Genomic DNA, 20,737 nt, shown 5'->3' with positions numbered 1-20,737 from the left:
CGGGGGAGGATGCACTTATGCTCTTAACGCTGGATGTCGGCAATACGAATATTACGATCGGTGGTTACGAGGGGAAGAAGCTTCGATTTGTATCCCGAATGGCGACGGACCGTTCCCGAATGGAGGATCAGTACGCAATCGAGCTGCGCGATATCCTGGATATTTACGGAATCAAGGTGACGGATGTTACCGGGGCGATCATCGGCTCGGTGGTGCCGCCGGTAACGACCTATATTACCCGTGCCATCCGAAAGCTGGCCAAAATAGAGCCCGTTGTCGTGGGGGAAAAAACCGTGACAGGGCTGGATGTGCGCCTGAACCCGCCGGAAGCGCTGGGCGCGGATCTGGTGGCGGGCTGTGTGGCGGCAATTGAGCTGTACGGCGGCCCCTGCATCATTTGGGACATGGGCACGGCCACAACGGTTTCTGTGATCGACGAAAACGGCAGCATGCTGGGCGGCTGCGTTATTCCCGGCGCGGGCATCAGCATGGAGGCGCTTACCTCCCGCACGGCCCAGCTGCCGGCCATCAGTATGGAAGCGCCGGATAAAGTGATCGGTGCCAATACGGTGGACTGCATGCGCTCCGGCCTGATTTACGGACAGGCCTCGATGGTGGACGGCATGTGCGACCGCATTGAGGAAGAGCTGGGTGCAAAGTGCAAGGTGATTGCCACCGGCGGGCTGTCGCGCGATATCGTTACCTATTGCCGGCGCGAGATCATTTACAGCTGCAACCTGCTGCTGGAGGGCCTGCGGATGCTGTACGAAAAAAACCAGCCGGTATAATATTTGACATTTGCTATTCTTTTTGGTATACTAAAATAAAGTTTTATAGGGTTCCGCGGTGTTTGCCGGGCTGGACCAAGATAAAACACACAGAATACTGTGCTCACGGAAGGATAAAAGCCTGGGAGGTCTTTCAGATTTTCCAGGCCTTTTTCTGTGAAAATTTAGGAAGGAGCTGTAGTAAAATGCAATGGATTTTTTTGCTGATTGCGGGATTATTCGAGGTGGTTTGGGCGGTTGGGCTGAAGATGTCTGAAAACTTCAGCAAACTCGTCCCCAGTGCGGTAACGGTTGTGGGGCTGATCGCCAGCATGTATTTTTTGTCGCTGTCACTGAAAGAACTGCCGATTGGAACCTCCTATGCCATTTGGACGGGAATCGGCACGGCCGGAACGCTGTTTTTCAGCATCTTCTGGTTTCGGGAGGCGATCACGCTGCCGCAGGTGCTGTGCGTCTTGATGATCATCGGCGGGGTAGTGGGGCTGAAGGTATTGTCACCCTCTTAACCAATTCAGAACCGCGATGGAAGTTACCTGTTGGCGGTGCGATTCTCTCAATTTTGAATAACACTATCTATATTTCTTATTCGGAATAAATCGGCTTTTACTTATTATTATAATTATACTATTATTTTACTGCGTGGGCGGAATGACCGGAGACTTATAGGTAATTGAGGTACCAATTGTTTGAAATCTTTTCGGGAGGGCTGCTGCTGATGAAGGTAAGGGTAATTGGTTTTTTCAGTTCCGTTGTATGGACAGCACTGGTTCTGGGACTTTTGCGATGGATGGATTGGATTGACAACCAGTCTGTTGCTGTAATCGTGTTTGCCGTGATTTTGGTAACATTTCTGGATGCTGCCTGGCGTTGGTTGTGGAAGCGGCGGGAAAAAAATGCGGACTTGAATCCGCGCAGCGGAAACAGCTTGCTTATTCCAGCTTTGAACTAGCAGGATACTTGACGCTGGATGCTTTTCACTGGCTCAAACAAAAAGTGAAGCACCTAATTCTTTTGCGTTCCCGAAACAAAACATCGCCCGGCAGATTGCTCTGCCGGGCGATGTTTTTCAGCTTTTTATCGAAAATTAAGATGATTGCGAATTTAAGTAAGACTGCCGACCCGGGTGTTTAGCCAATTCAGCAGCAGATGCTTCGCGAACGGCTCTGTTGTAAACCGGGTGCACAGTTCATCCAGCTGGGCGTACGAATACCCGAACTCTTCCTCGAACAGCTCTTCGCACCAGACCAGCTCCTTTAAATGAGAAGCCACTTCTTCCGCGTGAGAGAAAATATGCAGGCTGAGTTGAAAATCCTCGCGCTGCCAGTATCGGTTAAATCGGCTGCAAAAGCGGCGCAGGGCATTTTCGCGCTGTTCCCCGGTGTGCTGCCATACGGCGCTCAGCTCGAAAACAAAGCCGCTCATCGCAAGGCGATGGGGGGAATCGGTTTTTTGAACCATCTCCAAAAGCTCTGCGGTGGACTGAATCGGAACCATCAGACGATCGTTTTCGGGGTGAAGCACATAGTAAAACACGGTGGGAAGAAAAATATACTGCACAAAGCCCAATACGGATTCGGTGTCCGGGTAGCAGGCCCAGTTGCTGTCGAGCAGAAAACGGCGTTCGTCCGCCACGCAGGCGTTGACGAAAACGGGCTGCCGGAGCTGCTCCGGCGGCACAAACAGGTCGTTCCACACATCCTGCTTCCCGAGGGTCCACTCCCAGAAGCCGGGCTGCTGGTATTTACAGGCCGGGCTGCGCATGGCGGTTACCTCGAATAGTATTCAACGACCAGCTGATCGTTGACTTCCACCGGGATTTCCTCGCGGTTGGGCAAACGGGTCAGCGTGCCGCTGAAGGCGTTGAAATCACGCTCCAGATAGGGAACCGCAAAGCCCTTTCCCTCCAGAAAATTCGTGCGGAACAGCTCGTTGCTTCTGGATTTTTCGCGCAGGGTAATCACATCCCCCGGCCGAATCGCGTAGGAAGGGATCGAAAGCTTTTTGCCGTTCACCAGAATGTGGCCGTGCGTCACCTGCTGGCGGGCCAGACGAATGGAATTGGCAAACCCGATTCGGTATACCATGTTATCCAGGCGGCACTCAAGCTTTTGCAGCAGAACGTCGCCGGTTTTGCCTTTGGATCTTTCCGCCGCGCGGTAATAACGCGCCATCTGCTTTTCCAGAATGCCGTAATACGCCTTTACCTTCTGTTTTTCGGTCAGCTGCATGCTGTATTCCGAAACTTTTCTTCTCTTGTTGAATGCCGGTGCGCCCGCGCGGTTCATGGCCTTGGGGTGCCCGCAAACATTCACCCCCAACCGGCGGCATTCCTTAAAACGAGGGCCTCTTCTTGTTGCCATTCCTGTCTGTCTCCTTTATTCGTTTCTGATTTTGCAGTCTGGATGTTAGCGCTAGCTAACCTCGGGGCGGTGATCCCCGCCGCAAATAGCTGTTACAGTGGGCGCGTTTCCATGGAAACGCGCAGAACAATTGTGTTAGAAAAAACTAACAAAAGCATTATAGCAGATTCCAATTCCGTTGGCAAGAGTGGAATATGGATTTTTTCCGTTTTTGCGCAGGCGCGGCCCGATTCGGAATGCTTGGGAATGCCGTGTGGAACCGCGCTGCGTCAAAAAAAGGCTCTGCCGCGGAATGCTCCGCTCCGTACCGCGCAGGGTCAGGATATAATTGCACTCCGCAGGCCGTCAAGAAGAAATTCCTCAAAGCTGTTTGCCGCGCCAGGTCGAAATCCCACACTTTTACGTCGGCACCGAAAAATGGGCCCGCGCGGTTCCGGTCAAATCGCCCGGCCCGGCCTGCATGGCCGGATCATCGCGCGCCGGCGCGTTTTCCACCGAAAGAAAAACAAAAAACGTCATTTCGGTGACACGCTCCTTCTTGGGCTGGCACTCACCCGGAATAGGCCGTGCTGGTTGCAGTAAGCATACAGCGTTCCCGCACCGGAGATCGCAAAGCGAGCCTCGGGATTCTGCTCCGGGTACAGCTTTTTCATCTGAATCTGATCCGGTGAGATCAGGGCGAGGAACGAAATATAGTGATCCTTTTCCATCGGGTGCCTCAGCGTAACATAGTACTCGTTCTCTACCTGCTGCACGCAGACGCCGTGCGCCTCGTCGGCCTCCTCCGCCTCCTGCACCGGCAGAGTGATGCCGCAGCAGGTGAACGAGCCCTGGCCAAGCGATTGGATCACGTTCCCGCATACCGGGCAGACGTAAATGCAGGTGCGCAGCATATTGCCGGAGCGGTTGCTGTTGATCACCTGTTCCCCCGACAAAAGCTCCGCGACGGAGACTCCGAGCGCTTTTGCCAGCGGCTCCAGAAGAGAGATGTCCGGCAGGCCGCGCTGCGTTTCCCATTTGGAAACGGCCTTGTCGCTCACGGCCAGCAGGTCGGCCAGCTGGCGCTGGGTATATCCTTTTTTCTCACGCAGGAATTTTATGGTGGTTCCCGTCACATACTGTGTCATATTTTCTGAATCCCTTTCCGGTTCTCATTCTGCTGATATTGTCTGGCATCTTCTAAGCACACTAAGGCAGCACAGCGATTTCTAAAAGTGTAAAATGTAGGCCGCTCACTCTTTACGGCTGATATGGGGAGAGAAAGCGCTGTCAGCAGTTGTTCCTTTTTCAGAATAACGGGACTGGGGTCCCAAAGCAACCTACGCTTTGTAGACTGGAAAACAGAAGCAAAATGTACTAACAGTATGCCCGCTGACGGAGCGCTTGTCAACAGATCACCGGGAAAGATTTCGCACATCCAGCTTTCCGTTGATTCTTTCGCTAATGCAGAAAAAACAAAACGATGTGGTTCTAATTTTTTTGAAAGAACAAAGAGAGGCCTTTGCCATGCTATGCTGATGGCATAATACATAGGAGGAATAGCAAATGGATCCGTTTCCATTCGATCTTTTTCAAACAGCTTTTGTCAATGAAATAAAAGCTGTGTACCAGCAGTTTGTCACGCGGAATCAAGAAAAAAGGCCCTATATTTTCACGATATCTGTGCCGGATTATATTGCGATCAACCATCCGAATTCCAACTGTATTTGTTTTAATGGAAATACTGTGAAAGAATTCGAGGAGGAAGGTCATTCCTATAACAGTAAGGATCCCGATGAATTGTATTATCAATATAATATGGAGGAATGGGAGGACCATTCTCTTTCAGACAATGACTTTCCCCGGTCCAACGAAATTATCCGCGATTATATCATCCGCAACGAGGCGTCAATCTCAGATGAAGAAAGCTGCTATACAAAAGATTTTATGCAGTTCAGAGACGATTTTTTTGAATATTTGATTCAAAACATAGAACAATTGAAAGCAGAGGGATTTTTTGACTCATTTCCCAGCAAAGGAATTCTCTTGAATTTTGAAGTGAGAGAGTATTATGATGAGGATGAAATGTGCCGGATTTTTGAAAGACTCAATACAAAAAAGGACGCTGCTCAGTTCAAAAAATGGCTGTAAAGACTTCTGCTTTCATCGCTTTGCGGTTTCGCCTCATGCCGGGGCAGCAGATCATTTTGTGAAATTACGTCGCTGCTGCTTTGCAAAGCTGTTTCCGTGTAAAGCGTCAGGGGTTTGAATACAGGCTCTTCCTGCGGTAGGGCCGTGCGGTGCAGAGAAAGCCCGCCGCAGAATTCTTGACAAAATGTGTGTTTGGTGGTAGCCTTAGAGCAGTTATTTTCAATAATCAAAAAGGCTGAGACGAAGAGAGTACGCTTTTTACCAAATGCAAAGCGAGCCGGGGAGGGTGCGAGCCCGGCCAGAGTAGGGAAAGCCGAAGATCACTTTGGAGCCGCAGGCTGAATCAGAGTAGGCCGTGCCGGGATTCCCCCGTTACCGGGATAGCATATGGCGGTATGTAAAAGGGTGGTATAACGAAGCTTGGCCTTCGTCCTGATTCAGGACGAAGGTTTTTTTGTTCGCGTGAGTGTAATATTGTAGGAGGTACAGAGCATGTATCAAAAAGTATCCACAGACCTTCATTTTGTGGACCGTGAAAAAGAAGTGGAGCAATATTGGCAGGAAAACCATGTGTTTGAAAAAAGCGTGGAAACCCGCCGCAAGGGAGCGCCTTATATTTTCTATGACGGCCCGCCCACGGCAAACGGCAAGCCGCACATCGGCCATGTGCTGACCCGCGTCATCAAAGATTTGCTGCCCCGCTACCAGACCATGAAGGGCAAGCAGGTGCCGCGCAAGGCCGGCTGGGATACGCATGGCCTGCCCGTGGAGCTGGAAGTGGAAAAGCTGCTGCACATCAACGGCAAGGATCAGATTGAGGCCTATGGCCTGGAGCCTTTCATCGATAAATGTAAGGAAAGCGTCTGGAAGTACAAGGGCATGTGGGAGGATTTCTCCCGCACGGTGGGCTTCTGGGTGGACATGGATCACCCCTATGTCACCTATGACAACAACTTTATCGAGTCCGAATGGTGGGCACTCAAACAGATTTGGGAAAAAGAGCTTCTCTACAAGGGCTTCAAGATCGTTCCCTACTGCCCGCGCTGCGGAACGCCGCTGTCGAGCCACGAGGTGGCGCAGGGGTATAAGGACGTCAAGGAGCGCTCCGCGATTGTCAAGTTCAAGGTAAAGGGAGAAGACGCCTACATTCTGGCGTGGACGACCACCCCGTGGACGCTGCCCTCGAACGTGGGCCTTTGTGTGAACCCCGACGAAAGATATGTAAAGGTTAAAAAAGACGATACCGTTTACTATATGGCGGCGGAGCTTGTGAGCACCATTCTCGGCGAGGACGCCGAAATTCTGGAAAACTTTATCGGCACCGATCTGGAATACAAGGAATATGAGCCGCTGTTCCCCTTCGTGCAGCCGAAGGAGAAGTGCTGGTTCGTCACCTGCGACCGTTACGTCACACTGACGGACGGTACCGGCGTGGTTCATATCGCGCCCGCGTTCGGTGAGGACGACGCCCGCGTGGGCCGTACCTACGGCCTGCCGCTCGTTCAGCTGGTGGATGGCAAGGGCGAGATGACAAAGGAAACCGCGTGGCCCGGCGTGTTTGTCAAAGACGCCGATCCGCTGATTCTGGATGACCTGAAAGCGAGGGGGCTGCTGTTCTCCGCGCCGAAGTTTGAGCACAGTTACCCGTTCTGCTGGCGCTGCGACACCCCGCTGATCTATTACGCGAGAGAATCCTGGTTTATCAAGATGACCGCGGTTCGCGAAAATCTGATCCGCAACAACAACACCGTCAACTGGATTCCCCCGGCCATCGGCAAGGGCCGCTTCGGCGACTGGCTGGAAAACGTGCAGGATTGGGGCATCAGCCGCAACCGGTACTGGGGCACCCCGCTGAATATCTGGGAGTGCGAATGCGGCTGCCGCCATGCGGTCGGCAGCATCGAGGAGCTCAAACAGATGTCCCCGAACTGCCCGGAGGATATTGAGCTGCACCGCCCCTATATCGACGCTGTCACCATCACCTGCCCCGACTGCGGCAAGCAGATGCACCGCGTGCCGGAGGTGATCGACTGCTGGTTCGATTCCGGTTCCATGCCGTTTGCCCAGCATCATTATCCCTTTGAAAACAAGGAGCTGTTCCACGAGCAGTTCCCGGCGGACTTTATCTCCGAGGCGGTCGATCAGACCCGCGGCTGGTTCTATTCGCTGATGGCGATCTCTACGCTGCTGTTCGATCAGGCGCCGTTCCGCAATGTCATCGTGCTGGGCCATGTTCAGGACGAAAACGGGCAGAAGATGTCCAAATCAAAGGGAAACGCGGTCGACCCGTTCGACGCGCTCGAAACGTACGGCGCGGACGCTATCCGCTGGTATTTTTACAGCAATTCCGCCCCGTGGCTGCCAAACCGTTTTTACGGCAAGGCCGTGGTGGAGGGCCAGCGCAAGTTCCTCTCCACCCTGTGGAATACGTATGCATTTTTTGTGCTGTACGCCAACATCGACGAGTTCGACGCCACCCAGTACCGCCTGGAGCGCGACAAGCTGACGCTGCTGGACAAATGGCTGTTCTCGCGCCTGAATTCGATGGTGCGCGACGTGGACGCTAACCTTGAAAATTACCGCATTCCCGAGGCGGCCCGCGCGCTCCAGGATTTTGTGGACGACATGAGCAACTGGTATGTGCGCTGCAGCCGCGAGCGCTTCTGGGTGGAGGAAATGACCCAGGACAAGATCAGCGCGTATATGACTCTGTACACCGCTCTGGTGACGGTGGCGAAGGCCGCCGCCCCGATGATCCCGTTCATGACGGAGCAGATTTACCGCAATCTGGTATGCAGCGTCGACCCCAAAGCGCCCGAAAGCGTGCACCTGTGCGACTTCCCCGCGTGCGAGGAATCCATGATTGACGCGAAGATGGAAGAGGACATGAAGCAGGCCATGCAAATCGTCACGCTGGGCCGCGCGGCCCGAAACGAGGTCGGCATGAAGATCCGCCAGCCTCTGGCAAACCTGTTCATCCACGCGGAGCGCGATCTGGGAGAGGATTACCGCGGAATCATCCGCGAGGAGCTGAACATCAAAACGGTTCACTTTGTGTCGGACGCCTCCGATTTCTCGGATTACCGCTTTAAGCCTCAGCTCAAGCTGCTCGGCAAAAAGTACGGCAAGCAGATCAACGAGGTTCGCGAGGCTCTGGCGGCTCTGAACGGCTCCGCCGCGAAGAAGGAGCTGGCTCTGAACGGCTCGATCAGGCTCTCGATCTCTACCGGGGAGATTTCTCTCACCGCGGAGGAGCTCCTGATTGAAACCGCACAGAAGGAGGGCTTTGAGTCTATGTCCGATAAGGGCGTGACCATCGTGCTCGATACGACCCTCACCCCCGAGCTGGTGGAGGAGGGCTTTGTGCGCGAGATCATCAGCAAGCTGCAGTCCATGCGCAAGGACGCCGGCTTCGAGGTGACCGACCGCATTGTCGTGTACCAGAACGGCAACGATAAGCTAGCAGACCTGCTGTGGAAGAACCGCGAACAGATCAGCCGCGAGGTGCTGGCCGACGAAATCCGCCTTGGCGAAACAGACGGCTACACCGCCGAATGGGACGTTAACGGGGAGCAGACCACGTTTGGCGTCGTGAAGGTTTCGTAAGCAGGTTGAGCAAACCGTAAAGATCAGATTTAAGAAAACGGGGACGGGATCGTTCGCGATTTTGCTCCCCGAAAATACGGGCCAGAAGCCGGATTTGTTTTCCGGCTTCTGGCCCGTTTTCTTTGTGTTTATCCGTCCGTTCTCTCGTCGTTTTGCAGCAGGAATCTGGCCGCCGCGGCGTTTTCCTCTGCGACGAAAATCCGGTATTCGTCGCCGCTTTCCGGGCCGAACCGCACCCTGCCCGGCATGGGGGATCTTCCGCCCAGATGATTACTGGATTCCCGGAAGGCACGGTTTTCCGTCTTGGTTTTAAACGGCAGGCCGTGCTCTCTCAGCACATTCTGGCCGCGGAAAAACGACTGTGCACTTGTGCTGAAAAAGACCTCCTGCCAGCGGGAAGAAAAAAGACCCATGAGAAAAGCCTCCTGTTTGCTTTGTCCGTGAGTTATTCTTTGCCGTAAGAGCAGCAGTAGTCCACGGGCTCCTGCATTTCAATCTGGAATTTGCTGTTGGCGGGAACCTGAAAGCTCTGCCCGGCCTCAATGGTCTGCCATTCTGTGCGGCCCGGCAGAAGCACTCTTACCGTGCCTGCCAGAATTTCCATCCGCTCGCTGTCGCCCGTTCCGAATTCATACTGCCCGGGCAGCATGATGCCGAGAGTTTTTCTGGTACCGTCCTCAAACAGCACGGTGCGGCTGGTCACTTTCCCATCAAAATAAATATTGGCTTTTTTCACTACGGTTACGTTCTGAAATTCCTCCATGCTTGAACCTCCATCAGTATGTTGTGTGGTGTGTTTTTCTCATATTAGCATGTTAAAGTGCGTTTCGCAATCCTCCAAGGAAAAGTGGAGTAGAGCGCCCTGCAATTACAGGTGTTCCAGCATCACTCCGTATTCTTCAAGCTGCTGCTCCACACCGGCGTAATCCGGTTCCTCCGCCGTCAGCTTTCGGCACAGTGATTCTGAAATCGGCATCAGCCACAGCAGATTGATTTGCTTTTCCCGCAGGAATGTGCTGTTCAGTACCTTTGCCTGTTGGTCAGAGATGAAAACAGCATTCTGGTATTCTTGTTCTACGTTCAGGTCAATGGTGTGATGATGATCCAAAAAGGTTTTGTACATCCACGGGATTGCCGCGATGGAGGAGATTTGAGAATAAATCCGGGTCGGCTCCAACGGCAGGTCCGCTTTCCAACCAAAGGCAAGCTCAACGTGGTCGTGCAGGCGGGAATCCTTGTGGTACAGCTCGGCGGAGGGCTGGGTGAATAGCCCCATCCCAATGGTAAAGGCAAGCCGATACCCGCTTTTTTCAAAAACCACAAGGCCGCGCGGCGGAAAATGGCCGCCGTCGATGCCATAGTACTTCACGGGCTTGCCGTACCTCTGCGTCAAGTCCTCCAGATATTCCTGTTGGTAGCTTTCCCATACGGCGGAAAAGTCCTGCTGCCAAAATCGGGCGGCGGCTTCCAGCCGGCCGAACATGGCATTGCCGTCCTGCAGGGGCAGCGGATATATCCCCATTTTATCGGTATTGGAATATTTTGAGTAGCCTGTAAAATTCGCTTCAGCCCAATAGGGTACCACGCAGATCAGCTCCCCGTTCTGGTACAAGCCGGCAAGGCAGCCCTCCTCGCCCCATACGATCTCCAGCTCTTCCTCCTGAAAGAGAGACAAATCCTGCGGGTAGCGGCACAGCGAGGTGGGTATTTTGGGCTGCAATCCGCTCAGCATATCCTCTTTGGGGGAGTAACCGTCTTCCACCGTTGCGTGATTCTTGATCCAGCAGGCAGCCAGGGTGTTCAGCTTTTGCGCCTGCGGCTCCATCTGATACAAATAAAAATAGCTGCATTCGTTTTCGGTGCATACTTCGGCGGCAAAGCGGGCAATTGGCGATTCGGAAAATAGAATTGAGTGCATAAAAGTCCTCCTGTTTTTGGTCAATTCCAGATTGTGGCTTCGCTTTTTTATCATACCATATTTGCGATGCTTTTTCTTACATTTTTCTCTGCATATTGAGAAATCAGATACAGAAGAATATAATGAAATCAATCTTACGGCAGTTCTATTTTTGTTCGAGCAAGATACGTTCTTCTTTCTCAGCGGGGAAGGAACGCAAACTCGTTTGCATAATCAATCAGAAACGCTGTGGGCTCTTCGGTTTGCGTTTCAAAAGAGGAGGGAATCCAGTTGTTCGGTAAATTTACGGTCAGTTCCGGTCAGGCTCACATCAACGTGAAAGACTTTCGTCCCGACGACACTGCAGGCCTTTCCAAAGAGGATATTGAGGAAAGATACAAAAAGCTCCATGACGAGTTTGAGGAGCTGCAGGAAACGTTTTATGCCTCGAAAAAGTATGCTCTTTTGATCGTGCTTCAGGGGATGGACTGCAGCGGGAAGGACGGCACCGTGCGAAAGGCGCTGTCCGGCATCAACCCCAACGGCTTTTATGTGGAAAACTTCAAGGTGCCCACGCCGCTGGAGCTCAATCACGATTATTTGTGGCGCGTCCACCAGAAAACGCCGAAGCGGGGGGACATCGTCGTCTTTAACCGCTCGTATTATGAGGATGTGCTTGTGACCCGTGTGCACAGGACGATCGACGACGAAACGGCGCACCGCCGGTTTGATGAAATCCGAGAATTTGAAAAATACCTGGTTAACAACAATACGATTCTGCTCAAGTTCTTTTTGCATATCTCAAAGGATTTTCAGCAGAAGAAGCTGGAGGAGCGGCTGAAAACCCCCGAAAAGAACTGGAAGTTCTCCGCGGCCGACCTGAAGGAGCGGCGTTTTTGGGACGAATACCAGCACTGCTATTCCGACGTGCTCTCGCACTGCAGCACAAAAGAAGCGCCGTGGTATGTGGTTCCGGCCAACCACCGGTGGTTCCGGGATTATTTTGTCCTGAGCGTCATTGTCAAAACCATGAAACAGCTGTCGTTGGAATTTCCGGCGATCGACGGCGATGTGCGGGAGCTGATCAAAGAAGTAAGAAATAACAAGTAAGCCCAAAGCACCGGAAATGCCGTGTTGAGTTTATTCTATGATAATCTATCCCACTCTTTCTTGATGAAAAGCGGACAAGGCTTCTGTTGCAGCCTTGTCCGCTTTCGTATGGAACTCTATTCGGTATCATAATTAATGCTGGCATGCTTTTTTCAAATCATACCGATGCGGTCTTTCCTGTAAAGGGAGAGAAAAACGAATTTTTTGATTCTTTCAGGGAGAAAAGCTCTTTTGTTGTAAATGTAGTATTTTTGTCAAACGATTGAATATTTTGACACAAAATGGTACAATTAATTTTCATGAGGTAGGTGAACAGGTTGAGGCTCAAAAAATGGCTGGTGTCCCCTCTGAACAAAGAGCGTGCGGCGCAGATTGCGGAGGAGTACGGTCTTCCGTTTTTCCTTGCGATGATGCTGGAGATTCGGGGCGCACACCGGCGTGATCAGATAGAAGAATTGCTGGGAGAAAGGTCGGAGCTGTCCGACCCGTTTTTAACAGCGGATATGCAAAAGGCGGCACAGCGAATCCGCCGTGCGCTGGACAATTTTGAAAAAATCGCGATTTATGGCGACTACGATGCCGACGGTGTGACCGCCACGGCGATTCTGTATTCTTACCTGGAATCCTGCGGCGGCAATGTGATGTACTATATTCCGGAGCGCGAGGGGGAGGGCTACGGCCTGAATTTGAACGCGGTGGAATTCCTGCACAGCAGGCAGGTCAACCTGATTATTACGGTGGACAACGGCATCGCCTCGGTCAGGGAAGCCGAGTATGTCAAAGAGCTGGGCATGGAACTGATCGTCACAGACCATCACCGTGCGCAGGAGGTTCTGCCGGACGCGGTGGCGGTGGTTGATCCCCACAGGCCGGACGATGCTTCTCCCTATAAGCAGTTTGCGGGAGTGGGCGTTGCCTTTAAGCTGATCATGGCGCTCGAGGGCGAGGACTGCGATCTGGAAGGGCTGATCGAAAACTATGCCGATCTGGTTGCGGTGGGCACCATCGGCGACGTGGTTCCGCTCACCGGCGAAAACCGGTTGCTGGTGCGCGAGGGGTTAAAACTGCTTTCGCGCACAGACCGTCTCGGTGTGCGCGAGCTGATCGAGCGCTCCGGTATGGCTGGGCGTCGGCTGACCGCCGGGAACGTAGCCTTTTCGATTGTGCCGCGCATCAACGCGACGGGCCGCATCGGTTCGCCGGGCAGGGCCGTGCGCCTGCTGGTCAGTGAGGACCCCGACGAGGCGCGCGAGCTCGCGGAGGAAATCTGCGACGACAACGACTGCCGGCGGCAGATTGAATCCGAGCTGTTTCAAAGCGCCCTGAAGGATTTGAGTGAGCACCCCGAACGCCTGTATGACCGCGTGCTGGTCGTCGCCGGGCGCGAATGGCACCACGGCGTGATCGGCATTGTGGCGGCGCGTCTGGTGGATCACTTCGGCAAGCCCTGCATGGTGATCTCGTATTCGGGGGAGCAGGCCAAGGGCTCCGGCCGCAGTGTCGAGGGCTTTTCTCTGTTTGAAGCGCTCTGCTCCTGCTCGGAGCTGTTTACAAAATTCGGCGGGCACCCCATGGCTGCCGGCATCAGCATGCCCGCGGAGAATATCGGGGCGTTCCGCGAGGCGGTCAACCGCTACGCGGCCGGTGTTCCGGTGGCGGTTCCCACTTTGCGGCTCGACTGCAAGCTGCGCCCTGCCACGCTCACCCCGGAGCTGCCGGGCCTTTTGCAGGCTTTGGAGCCGTTCGGCACCGACAACCCGGCGCCGCTGTTCGGGCTGTACCGCATGCGTCTCGAAAAAATCACCCCGGTGGGGGAGGGGAAGCATTTGCGGCTGACGTTCTCGCGCGACGGAACCGTGACGAACTGCATGCTGTTCCACACCGCCGCGCAGGAGTTCCCCTATGAGCCCGGGGATGAGCTGGATTTGGCCGTCACGCTGGACGCAAAGGAATTCCGCGGCGAAATGCAGCTTTCTGTGTTCATTCGGGAGATGAAGCTGTCGGCGCTGGATACGGACGCGCTCATTCTGGGCAAGCTAACCTTTGAAAAGTATAAGCGGGGAGACGACCTCACTCTGAAAGAGGCGGAGGAGCTGCTGCCGGATTACACCAATTTTGCGCAGCTGTACCGCTTTCTGCGGGAGCGGGGCGGCTGGTCGGGCGGGGCGGAGCTTCTGCTCTACCGGCTCGACGGCGGCAAAATGGGCTATGCCCGGCTTTTGACCGCGCTGGAGGTATTTGTGGAGCGCGGCCTGATTCTGCTCCGGCAGAGCGGCGACCAGCTGAATATTGAGCTGTGCGAAGCAGATCAGAAGGTCAATTTGTTTGAATCCCCAATATTATGTGATATTAACCAAATCAAAGAAGATGGTGTTGCACATGACTGATACAACTTCAAAAACCTATGATGATCTTCTGCAGGTGATGGAGGCGAGCGGCCACGATTTTGATCTTGAACTGATCGGGCGCGCATACCGGCTTGCGGAGAGCTCCCACACGGGGCAAAAGCGCCTTTCGGGCCAGCCGTACATCATTCACCCTGTGTCGGTCGCGTGCATCCTCGTGGAGCTCGGCATGGATTCGGAGTCCGTGGCGGCGGGCCTTCTGCACGATGTTGTGGAAGATACCTCCGTCGGGCTCGATCAAATCAAAAAGCAGTTCGGGCAGGACATCGCCAACCTGATCGACGGCGTTACCAAGCTGGGCCGGATTCCCTATTCCTCGCGCGAGGAGCAGCAGGCGGAGAACATTCGCAAAATGCTGATCGCCATGTCCGAGGATATCCGCGTCATCATCATCAAGCTGGCGGACCGCCTGCATAATATGCGCACGCTGGAATACATGACCCCCCAAAAGCAGCGCGACAAGGCGCTCGAGAACATGGAGGTTTACGCCCCCATCGCGCACCGTCTCGGTATCCGCGCCATCAAGGAGGAGCTCGAGGATCTTTCTCTGCGCTACCTTGACCCGATCGCCTACCAGGAGATTGAAAACACGCTCGAGCTGCGCAAAAAAGACCGCGACCACTTTATTGAAACGACCAAGGCGCTGGTCTACGACCGCGTTTCCCGCATGATCCCCAATGTGTACCTGCAAGGGCGCGTCAAGAGCATCCACGGCATTTACCGCAAGGTGTTTATGCAGGGCCGCAGCATGGATGAAATTTACGATATTTACGCGGTGCGCGTGATTGTGGATACCGTGAACGACTGCTATAACGTGCTCGGCATCATTCACGACATGTTCCGCCCGCTGCCGAACCGCTTTAAAGATTATATTTCCACGCCGAAGCCGAATATGTACCAGTCGCTTCACACCACGGTGATCGGCAAGGAGGGAATCCCGTTCGAGGTGCAGATTCGCACCTGGGAGATGCACCACACGGCGGAATACGGTATCGCCGCGCACTGGAAATACAAGCTTGGCATTGCCGGCAAGGGCGATTCTCTGGAGAATCGCCTGGCCTGGATTCGCCAGATGCTCGAAAACCAGAAGGACAGTGACGCGACCGATATCGTGCGCAACATCAAATCCGACCTTGTGCCGGAAGAGGTGTTTGTCTTTACGCCGAAGGGAGAGGTCATCAACCTGCCCATGGGCGCAACGGTCATCGACTTTGCCTATGCCATTCACAGCGCGGTGGGCAACCGCATGATCGGCGCCAAGGTGGATAAGCGCATCGTCCCGATCGACTATAAAGTAAAAAACGGCGAGATTATCGAGGTTCTCACCACAAAGGAGGCAAACCACGGCCCCAGCCGCGACTGGCTCAAGATCGTAAAGACGAGCGAGGCGCGCAATAAGATCCGCCAGTGGTTCAAGAGAGAGCGCCGCGACGAAAATATTGTGGAGGGCCGTGCCGAGGTAGAGCGTGAATTAAAGCGCAACGGCATCGCGCTCACCGACGAGGAGCTGAAGAACTTTCTGCTCGGCATCGGGCGCAAGGTGAGCTGCAATACGATGGACGACGTGTACGCGGCCATCGGCTACGGCGGAATTCAGCTGTGGAAGAACATGCCCCGCCTGCGCGAGGAATACCTGAAAACGAGAAAGCCGGCGCAGACGACGGAACGCAAGCAGCCCCAGAGCCCCATCAAACGGGCGGCGGGCGGCGTTCTCATCGACGGCATGGAAAACTGCCTGATCAAGTTCTCGCGCTGCTGCAACCCGCTGCCGGGCGACGAGATCATCGGCTTTATCACACGCGGCTTCGGCGTGTCCGTGCATAAGCGGTCCTGCCCCAACGTGCCGCGGAATATCGCGGAATCCCCCGAGCCGGAACGCTGGGTTTCCGCGCACTGGGAGAGCGGCGAGGTTAAGGAGGAATTCAAGTCCACCCTTGAAATCGTGGCGGAGGTTCGCTCGGGCCTTCTTGCCGACCTGACCCAGCAGATGTTTACCATGCGCCTGTTCATCCACTCGCTGAACTCGCGCGAAACAAAGGACGGCAAAACCATTATTTCCGCGACTATCACCGTCAACGGCATCGACCATCTGGCCGGCGTGATCTCTAAGCTGAGCGGAATCGAGGGCATTCTGTCCGTTCGCCGTTCCTGAGGGCCCGTTATGCCCTCACGACAGATGAAAAGGAGACTCGGCTTATGAAAATCAACGCGATTACCGGCGGATTGCTGGAAGAAAACTGCTATTTGCTCACCGACGACGAAACCGGCCTTTCCGCCGTGATCGATCCCGGTTTTACTTCTGCGCGGCTGGATGAGGCCATTCGCGCTCTGCCCGCGGAAAAGGTGGCGCTCTGCCTTTTGACCCACGGCCATTTCGACCATATTGACGGCGTGCCGCACGTCAGGGAGCTGACGGGGTGCGAGGTGTGCATCTCCCGGCCCGACGCGCCCTGCGCCGGCGACCCGGATATCAGCCAGGGCAGCATGCTGCCCTCAATTCGGCACGAGAGCTTTGTGCCGGACCGCGTTTTCGACGACGGGGATGTGATCGAGCTGGGCAGCCTGAAGATCAAAGTGCTGTTTACGCCCGGGCATACCGTTGGCAGCTGCTGCTTTCTTGTGAATGACGCGATCTTCAGCGGCGATACGCTGTTTGCCGGCTCCATGGGAAGAACCGATCTGCCCACCGGCAGCAGCCGCGACATGCGGGAATCCCTGAAAAGGCTTGCCGATCTGGAGGGCGACTACAATGTTTATCCCGGCCACGGCCCCTCCACGACTCTGGAGAGAGAAAGGCGGTACAACCCGTTTCTGAATGAAGAGGGATTTTATTGATGGTTCTGTTGGTCGACGGGCACCCGTACCACTATGAAATGGAAAATCTGTGCCGGGTGTTCCTGCCTTATGAAGAAATCAAAACGGTATATGAAGCCCCCGAGGCGCTGCCGGAAACGCAGACCACCGTTTACACGGGCCTTCGGCGGCAGGGCGGCGAGGTGCAGCTTTTTGTGCGGCTGCATATGGGCGGCCGGGTGCTGGAGGACAGCAGGGTCTTCCCGGAATCCATTTTGCAAATGGACAAGGAAGCGGAACGCCTGATGGCGGTGATGCTGTTCGAGCTGTTCGCCGAGCGCTGCGGTCATCGCCCGCAGTGGGGCATTCTGACCGGCGTGCGCCCGATTAAGCTGCTGCGCCGCCTGTGCGGGCAGATGGGCCGGGAGCGGGCCATCGGGCATTTTACCTCCGGCTTTCTCGTCACACCCGAAAAAACGCGGCTGAGTGTGGTGACGATGGACAACGAGCAGAAAATTCTCTCCAAGTCCCGTCCCGAATCGTACAGCCTTTACATTTCCATCCCGTTTTGCCCCACGCGGTGCGCGTACTGCTCGTTTGTGTCGCAGTCGGTGGACAAGGCGATTCGGCTCATGCCGGAATACGTTTCCCTGCTGTGCAGGGAGCTGGAGCACACGGCAAAGGTGGCCGGGGAGCTGGGCCTGCGGCTCGAATCCGTCTACATCGGCGGCGGAACGCCCACCACCCTTTCGCCGGAGCAGCTGCGCACGCTGCTCGATACGCTCTGCACCCATTTCCCGGTTTCATCCTGCCGCGAATTCACGGTGGAGGCCGGCCGGCCCGACACCGTCACGCCCGAGCGCCTGCAGGCGCTCAAAGAATTCGGCGTGACGCGCATCAGCATCAATCCCCAGACGATGAACGACGAAATTCTGGAGCGGATCGGCCGCCGCCATACCACCGCGCAGACGGTTTCGGCATTTGAGCTCTCCCGCAAAATGGGCTTTGACAATATCAATATGGATTTGATCGTCGGGCTGCCCGGGGACACGGTGGGGGGCTACCGCAGCACGCTGGAGCATGTGCTGCGGCTCGACCCGGAGAGCGTCACCGTGCATACGCTGGCGCTGAAGCGTTCCTCCCGGCTGAACCAGTCGGGGCGCGACGGCTTTGACCCCGACGCCGCCGCTGCCGCGCAGATGCTGGACGATACCGCGAAAAGCCTGTTTTCGTCCGGGTACGAGCCGTACTATCTGTACCGGCAGAGCCGCATGGTCGGCAATCTGGAGAATACCGGCTGGGCCAAGCCCGGCTGTTACAGCGATTATAACGTGTACATCATGGACGAGACCCACACCATTCTGGCCTGCGGCGCGGGCGCCGTCAGCAAGGTGAAGGATCCGTATTCCGATACGCTGCGGCGTATTTTCAATTTTAAATTTCCGTATGAATATGTCAGCAGACATGAGGAAATGATTGCAAGGAAGGAGCAGGTGAAAGAGCTGTATGAATTATTTCGCAAATAGCTACGTCAAATATGTCGATCACCTCGAGCAGATCAACGAGGCGGCCAAAACCGACCCGGTCGGCATGATCGAGCAGATTGAATCCGCCTACCGCCGGTACCTTGGCTCCATCGTCAATACCATCACGGATAATCCGGAGCGGAATAAGATCATTCTTCTGGCCGGGCCGTCCAGCAGCGGCAAGACCACAACCATGGAGATCATGAAGGAAATGCTCCAGAACCGCGGGGTTCGCTGCGCGACGATCTCTCTCGACGATTTTTACCGGGGAGAAAGCCAGGCGCCTCTGCTGAAAAACGGCGATCATGATTATGAATCGGTGGACGCGCTGAATGTTCCCGTGCTGGAGAGCTGCATGATGAATTTGATCAAAACCGGCCGCTGCGATGTGCCGGTATTTGATTTTTCCATCCACCAGCCCACGGGACGTACAAAGCCGGTGGATCTGCCGGAAAACGGCGTGGCCATTTTCGAGGGCATCCACGCGCTGAATCCGCGCATCAGCGCGCACCTGCCGCAGGATCGCCTGCTCAAGCTGTACATCAGCGTCAAGCAGGATATTAAGGACAGCGCGGGCGTGGTGCTTTCGCACAACGATCTGCGGTTTATTCGCCGCGTGGTGCGCGATTACAGCTTTCGCGGCGCCGGCCCCGAGCGCACGCTCTCCATGTGGCAGAATGTGCTCGACGGCGAGAACAATTATATCCGCCCGTACAAGAGTGTGAGCAACATCACGATCAATTCCATCCACATGTATGAGCCCTGCATTCTGCGCCGCAAGGCCATTCCGCTGCTGCGCGAAATCTCGTGTGAGCACCCCCGCTATTCCTACACCAGCCATCTTCTCACGCAGCTCGAGCGCTTTGTGCCGGTGGACGAAAGCCTCGTGCCCGAAAACTCCATTCTGCGCGAGTTTATCGGCGGGAGCATCTACCAGAGCGCCGCAGAATAAGCCGCGCCGCCGGGCTGCGGAACGTTGGAACGGTACCGCTCCGGTTTCCCGCCGCTCTGCGGCTTTGGAAATCGGGGAGAATTTTACAGGTTCCTATCATTTTGTACCCAAATAATTTATAATTTGTTTACAGGACAGATTCTTGCATTATCAGCCGAACAGGTGGTATAATCGTAATATCAAAAATCGAAGGAGCGTGTCTACGATGGGCCTTTTTGAAGATGTTGTCATCAATGCGAAATCGGCCGCGAATGCGGTCGGGAAAAAAGCCGGTCAGCTTGTGGATGTATCCAAACTGAAAATCAGTGCGGCCGAGCTGAATAACGAAATCAACAAAAAGTACGAGGCTTTGGGCAAGGCGGTTTACGACGCCAAAAAAGCAGACAGCGATCCTGCGGATTTGGTGGCGGAGGCAATGGTCGCGATCGACGAGCTTCAGGATCAGCTGAAGGCGCTCGAGGATCAGATTAAGGAAGCTTCTGCCCAGCTGTAACCGCCGTATCTTTGAATGAAATGAAAAGCAGACTCTCTCCCGTTGAACGGGAAGCGGAGTCTGCTTTTTTTGCCGGTGTTGCCTTTGCGGGGTTCCGGTTAATAGATGCTGATAAGGATCCCCTTGCCGCTATCATCGGCCGCACGGTAGAATTCCTTTAAGGCGTTAAAATTCTCAACCAGCTCCTCCAGCAGGCTGTCGCGGTCATCTTCCAGCCAAATGGCAGGGTAGATTTCTTTTTCCTGAAAGTCCTTGGGTGAAAAAGCGGCCTTTCTCCGCTCAAGATCAACCGCGTCCAGCGCCTTGGCCGATTTTTTTACGTCCTCCGGCATCAGGTATGCCATGTAGTCCGATTCCTCGTCCTCGAAAAAGTGTCCCTTGCCCAGTACCGCTTCGCTGAGCGGATCGTTTTCCGTCGGGGTGCCGGCGGAAGCGCCGGTCAAAAAGCAGTGAAGGCCGTCCCACATTTTATCCAGATAGCAGCTTTCCGCTTCTTCTCCCAGAGCCTCCAGTTGTTCCAGTATTTCCTCCGGGTCACCCGCTACTTGCAGTGTGTTCAGCAGGGAGGAATTTGCCTGTGTGTAGCAAACCGTCATACCCATTCCAATCTTCCTTTCCGTATACAGGTTTCAAATGAAATTTTTCCGTGTTGTTTCCGCTCACTCTGTATATCGGAA

General features: G+C 54.7%; 21 protein-coding genes and 1 riboswitch. Of the genes, 12 read left to right on the top strand and 9 right to left on the bottom strand.

Annotation, left to right across the window (positions count from 1 at the left end):
- Positions 1–17: 17 nt before the first annotated feature.
- From G340_RS0102530 to G340_RS0102520, 3 genes are all read left to right on the top strand, one after another.
- Entirely contained in the window at positions 18–788 is a 771-nt protein-coding gene (locus G340_RS0102530; protein ID WP_020072085.1) for a type III pantothenate kinase, read from the top strand.
- 34 nt (positions 789–822) lie between these two features.
- A riboswitch (guanidine-I (ykkC/yxkD leader) is annotated at positions 823–918 on the top strand.
- A gap of 55 nt (positions 919–973) precedes the next feature.
- Entirely contained in the window at positions 974–1,294 is a 321-nt protein-coding gene (locus tag G340_RS0102525) for a DMT family transporter (RefSeq protein WP_020072084.1), read from the top strand.
- Between the two features lie 209 nt (positions 1,295–1,503).
- Positions 1,504–1,737 carry a hypothetical protein gene (locus G340_RS0102520; protein ID WP_154653068.1) on the top strand — a complete coding sequence of 78 codons (234 nt, stop codon included), beginning with the start codon at positions 1,504–1,506 and terminating at the stop codon, positions 1,735–1,737.
- 152 nt (positions 1,738–1,889) lie between these two features.
- On the opposite strand, the gene G340_RS0102515 is transcribed toward G340_RS0102520, so the two are convergent.
- From G340_RS0102515 to G340_RS0102495, 4 genes are all read right to left on the bottom strand, one after another.
- Positions 1,890–2,549, bottom strand: coding sequence for a hypothetical protein (locus tag G340_RS0102515; protein WP_020072082.1), 660 nt, complete (start codon positions 2,547–2,549; stop codon positions 1,890–1,892).
- A gap of 5 nt (positions 2,550–2,554) precedes the next feature.
- Positions 2,555–3,148 (bottom strand): 30S ribosomal protein S4, encoded by a 594-nt coding sequence (gene rpsD / locus G340_RS0102510; protein ID WP_020072081.1) that lies wholly within the window; start codon positions 3,146–3,148, stop codon positions 2,555–2,557.
- 515 nt (positions 3,149–3,663) lie between these two features.
- Positions 3,664–4,275 (bottom strand): helix-turn-helix domain-containing protein, encoded by a 612-nt coding sequence (locus G340_RS0102500; RefSeq protein ID WP_020072079.1) that lies wholly within the window; start codon positions 4,273–4,275, stop codon positions 3,664–3,666.
- A complete protein-coding gene (locus G340_RS0102495; protein ID WP_154653067.1) occupies positions 4,272–4,709 on the bottom strand; it encodes a hypothetical protein in 438 nt (145 codons plus the stop codon). The genes G340_RS0102500 and G340_RS0102495 overlap by 4 nt, the downstream gene beginning before the upstream one ends.
- Between G340_RS0102495 and G340_RS0102490 the strand changes: the two genes are divergently transcribed.
- The gene (locus G340_RS0102490) at positions 4,694–5,278 is read left to right on the top strand and encodes a DUF4303 domain-containing protein (RefSeq protein WP_020072077.1); all 585 of its coding nucleotides are present in this window, start codon (positions 4,694–4,696) and stop codon (positions 5,276–5,278) included. The two genes, G340_RS0102495 and G340_RS0102490, sit on opposite strands and share 16 nt — an antisense overlap.
- Here the strand turns inward: G340_RS0102490 and G340_RS17715 are convergent.
- Complete coding sequence (locus tag G340_RS17715) at positions 5,257–5,508, bottom strand: hypothetical protein (protein ID WP_154653066.1); 252 nt, start codon at positions 5,506–5,508, stop codon at positions 5,257–5,259. The genes G340_RS0102490 and G340_RS17715 overlap by 22 nt on opposite strands.
- A gap of 262 nt (positions 5,509–5,770) precedes the next feature.
- Here G340_RS17715 and ileS point away from each other — a divergent pair, with 262 nt between their 5' ends.
- Positions 5,771–8,884, top strand: coding sequence for an isoleucine--tRNA ligase (gene ileS, locus G340_RS0102485; RefSeq protein ID WP_020072076.1), 3,114 nt, complete (start codon positions 5,771–5,773; stop codon positions 8,882–8,884).
- Positions 8,885–9,012: 128 nt separating this feature from the next.
- On the opposite strand, the gene G340_RS0102480 is transcribed toward ileS, so the two are convergent.
- The 3 genes from G340_RS0102480 to G340_RS0102470 form a co-directional block, all read right to left on the bottom strand.
- On the bottom strand, positions 9,013–9,297 hold the full coding sequence (locus G340_RS0102480) for a hypothetical protein (RefSeq protein WP_020072075.1): 285 nt from the start codon (positions 9,295–9,297) through the stop codon (positions 9,013–9,015).
- Between the two features lie 32 nt (positions 9,298–9,329).
- Positions 9,330–9,647, bottom strand: coding sequence for a pyrimidine/purine nucleoside phosphorylase (gene ppnP, locus G340_RS0102475; protein ID WP_020072074.1), 318 nt, complete (start codon positions 9,645–9,647; stop codon positions 9,330–9,332).
- Between the two features lie 105 nt (positions 9,648–9,752).
- Positions 9,753–10,802, bottom strand: coding sequence for a suppressor of fused domain protein (locus tag G340_RS0102470; RefSeq protein ID WP_020072073.1), 1,050 nt, complete (start codon positions 10,800–10,802; stop codon positions 9,753–9,755).
- Between the two features lie 270 nt (positions 10,803–11,072).
- On the opposite strand from G340_RS0102470, the gene G340_RS0102465 reads away from it, so the two are divergent.
- The 7 genes from G340_RS0102465 to G340_RS0102430 all read left to right on the top strand — a co-directional run bounded on the left by G340_RS0102465 (position 11,073) and on the right by G340_RS0102430 (position 20,060).
- On the top strand, positions 11,073–11,891 hold the full coding sequence (locus G340_RS0102465) for a PPK2 family polyphosphate kinase (protein WP_020072072.1): 819 nt from the start codon (positions 11,073–11,075) through the stop codon (positions 11,889–11,891).
- 308 nt (positions 11,892–12,199) lie between these two features.
- Entirely contained in the window at positions 12,200–14,278 is a 2,079-nt protein-coding gene (gene recJ, locus G340_RS0102455) for a single-stranded-DNA-specific exonuclease RecJ (protein ID WP_326522299.1), read from the top strand.
- Positions 14,271–16,448 (top strand): RelA/SpoT family protein, encoded by a 2,178-nt coding sequence (locus tag G340_RS0102450; RefSeq protein ID WP_020072069.1) that lies wholly within the window; start codon positions 14,271–14,273, stop codon positions 16,446–16,448. The genes recJ and G340_RS0102450 overlap by 8 nt, the downstream gene beginning before the upstream one ends.
- A 44-nt stretch (positions 16,449–16,492) precedes the next feature.
- The gene (locus G340_RS0102445) at positions 16,493–17,131 is read left to right on the top strand and encodes an MBL fold metallo-hydrolase (RefSeq protein ID WP_020072068.1); all 639 of its coding nucleotides are present in this window, start codon (positions 16,493–16,495) and stop codon (positions 17,129–17,131) included.
- Positions 17,131–18,615, top strand: coding sequence for a coproporphyrinogen dehydrogenase HemZ (gene hemZ / locus G340_RS0102440; protein ID WP_020072067.1), 1,485 nt, complete (start codon positions 17,131–17,133; stop codon positions 18,613–18,615). Before G340_RS0102445 ends, hemZ begins: the two co-directional genes overlap by 1 nt.
- Positions 18,596–19,567 carry a uridine kinase family protein gene (locus tag G340_RS0102435; protein WP_020072066.1) on the top strand — a complete coding sequence of 324 codons (972 nt, stop codon included), beginning with the start codon at positions 18,596–18,598 and terminating at the stop codon, positions 19,565–19,567. The genes hemZ and G340_RS0102435 overlap by 20 nt, the downstream gene beginning before the upstream one ends.
- 205 nt (positions 19,568–19,772) lie before the next feature.
- Positions 19,773–20,060 (top strand): hypothetical protein, encoded by a 288-nt coding sequence (locus G340_RS0102430; RefSeq protein ID WP_020072065.1) that lies wholly within the window; start codon positions 19,773–19,775, stop codon positions 20,058–20,060.
- 98 nt (positions 20,061–20,158) lie between these two features.
- Here the strand turns inward: G340_RS0102430 and G340_RS0102425 are convergent, their stop codons facing one another.
- Positions 20,159–20,662, bottom strand: coding sequence for a YfbM family protein (locus tag G340_RS0102425; RefSeq protein ID WP_020072064.1), 504 nt, complete (start codon positions 20,660–20,662; stop codon positions 20,159–20,161).
- Between the last annotated feature and the right edge of the window lie 75 nt (positions 20,663–20,737).

Origin of the sequence: Faecalispora sporosphaeroides DSM 1294 (genome assembly GCA_000383295.1) — a bacterium.
Taxonomy (GTDB): Bacteria; Bacillota; Clostridia; order Oscillospirales; family Acutalibacteraceae; genus Faecalispora; species Faecalispora sporosphaeroides.
The sequence above is the reverse complement of the archived record's forward strand: the minus strand, read 5'-3'. Positions and strand labels throughout refer to the sequence as shown.

Coding starts and splice junctions, on each gene's coding strand:
- G340_RS0102530 (WP_020072085.1), top strand. CDS start 18: ATGCTCTTAACGCTGGATGTCGGCAATACGAATATTACGATCGGTGGT.
- G340_RS0102525 (WP_020072084.1), top strand. CDS start 974: ATGCAATGGATTTTTTTGCTGATTGCGGGATTATTCGAGGTGGTTTGG.
- G340_RS0102520 (WP_154653068.1), top strand. CDS start 1,504: ATGAAGGTAAGGGTAATTGGTTTTTTCAGTTCCGTTGTATGGACAGCA.
- G340_RS0102515 (WP_020072082.1), bottom strand. CDS start 2,549: ATGCGCAGCCCGGCCTGTAAATACCAGCAGCCCGGCTTCTGGGAGTGG.
- rpsD (WP_020072081.1), bottom strand. CDS start 3,148: ATGGCAACAAGAAGAGGCCCTCGTTTTAAGGAATGCCGCCGGTTGGGG.
- G340_RS0102500 (WP_020072079.1), bottom strand. CDS start 4,275: ATGACACAGTATGTGACGGGAACCACCATAAAATTCCTGCGTGAGAAA.
- G340_RS0102490 (WP_020072077.1), top strand. CDS start 4,694: ATGGATCCGTTTCCATTCGATCTTTTTCAAACAGCTTTTGTCAATGAA.
- G340_RS0102495 (WP_154653067.1), bottom strand. CDS start 4,709: ATGGAAACGGATCCATTTGCTATTCCTCCTATGTATTATGCCATCAGC.
- ileS (WP_020072076.1), top strand. CDS start 5,771: ATGTATCAAAAAGTATCCACAGACCTTCATTTTGTGGACCGTGAAAAA.
- G340_RS0102480 (WP_020072075.1), bottom strand. CDS start 9,297: ATGGGTCTTTTTTCTTCCCGCTGGCAGGAGGTCTTTTTCAGCACAAGT.
- ppnP (WP_020072074.1), bottom strand. CDS start 9,647: ATGGAGGAATTTCAGAACGTAACCGTAGTGAAAAAAGCCAATATTTAT.
- G340_RS0102470 (WP_020072073.1), bottom strand. CDS start 10,802: ATGCACTCAATTCTATTTTCCGAATCGCCAATTGCCCGCTTTGCCGCC.
- G340_RS0102450 (WP_020072069.1), top strand. CDS start 14,271: ATGACTGATACAACTTCAAAAACCTATGATGATCTTCTGCAGGTGATG.
- G340_RS0102445 (WP_020072068.1), top strand. CDS start 16,493: ATGAAAATCAACGCGATTACCGGCGGATTGCTGGAAGAAAACTGCTAT.
- hemZ (WP_020072067.1), top strand. CDS start 17,131: ATGGTTCTGTTGGTCGACGGGCACCCGTACCACTATGAAATGGAAAAT.
- G340_RS0102435 (WP_020072066.1), top strand. CDS start 18,596: ATGAATTATTTCGCAAATAGCTACGTCAAATATGTCGATCACCTCGAG.
- G340_RS0102430 (WP_020072065.1), top strand. CDS start 19,773: ATGGGCCTTTTTGAAGATGTTGTCATCAATGCGAAATCGGCCGCGAAT.
- G340_RS0102425 (WP_020072064.1), bottom strand. CDS start 20,662: ATGGGTATGACGGTTTGCTACACACAGGCAAATTCCTCCCTGCTGAAC.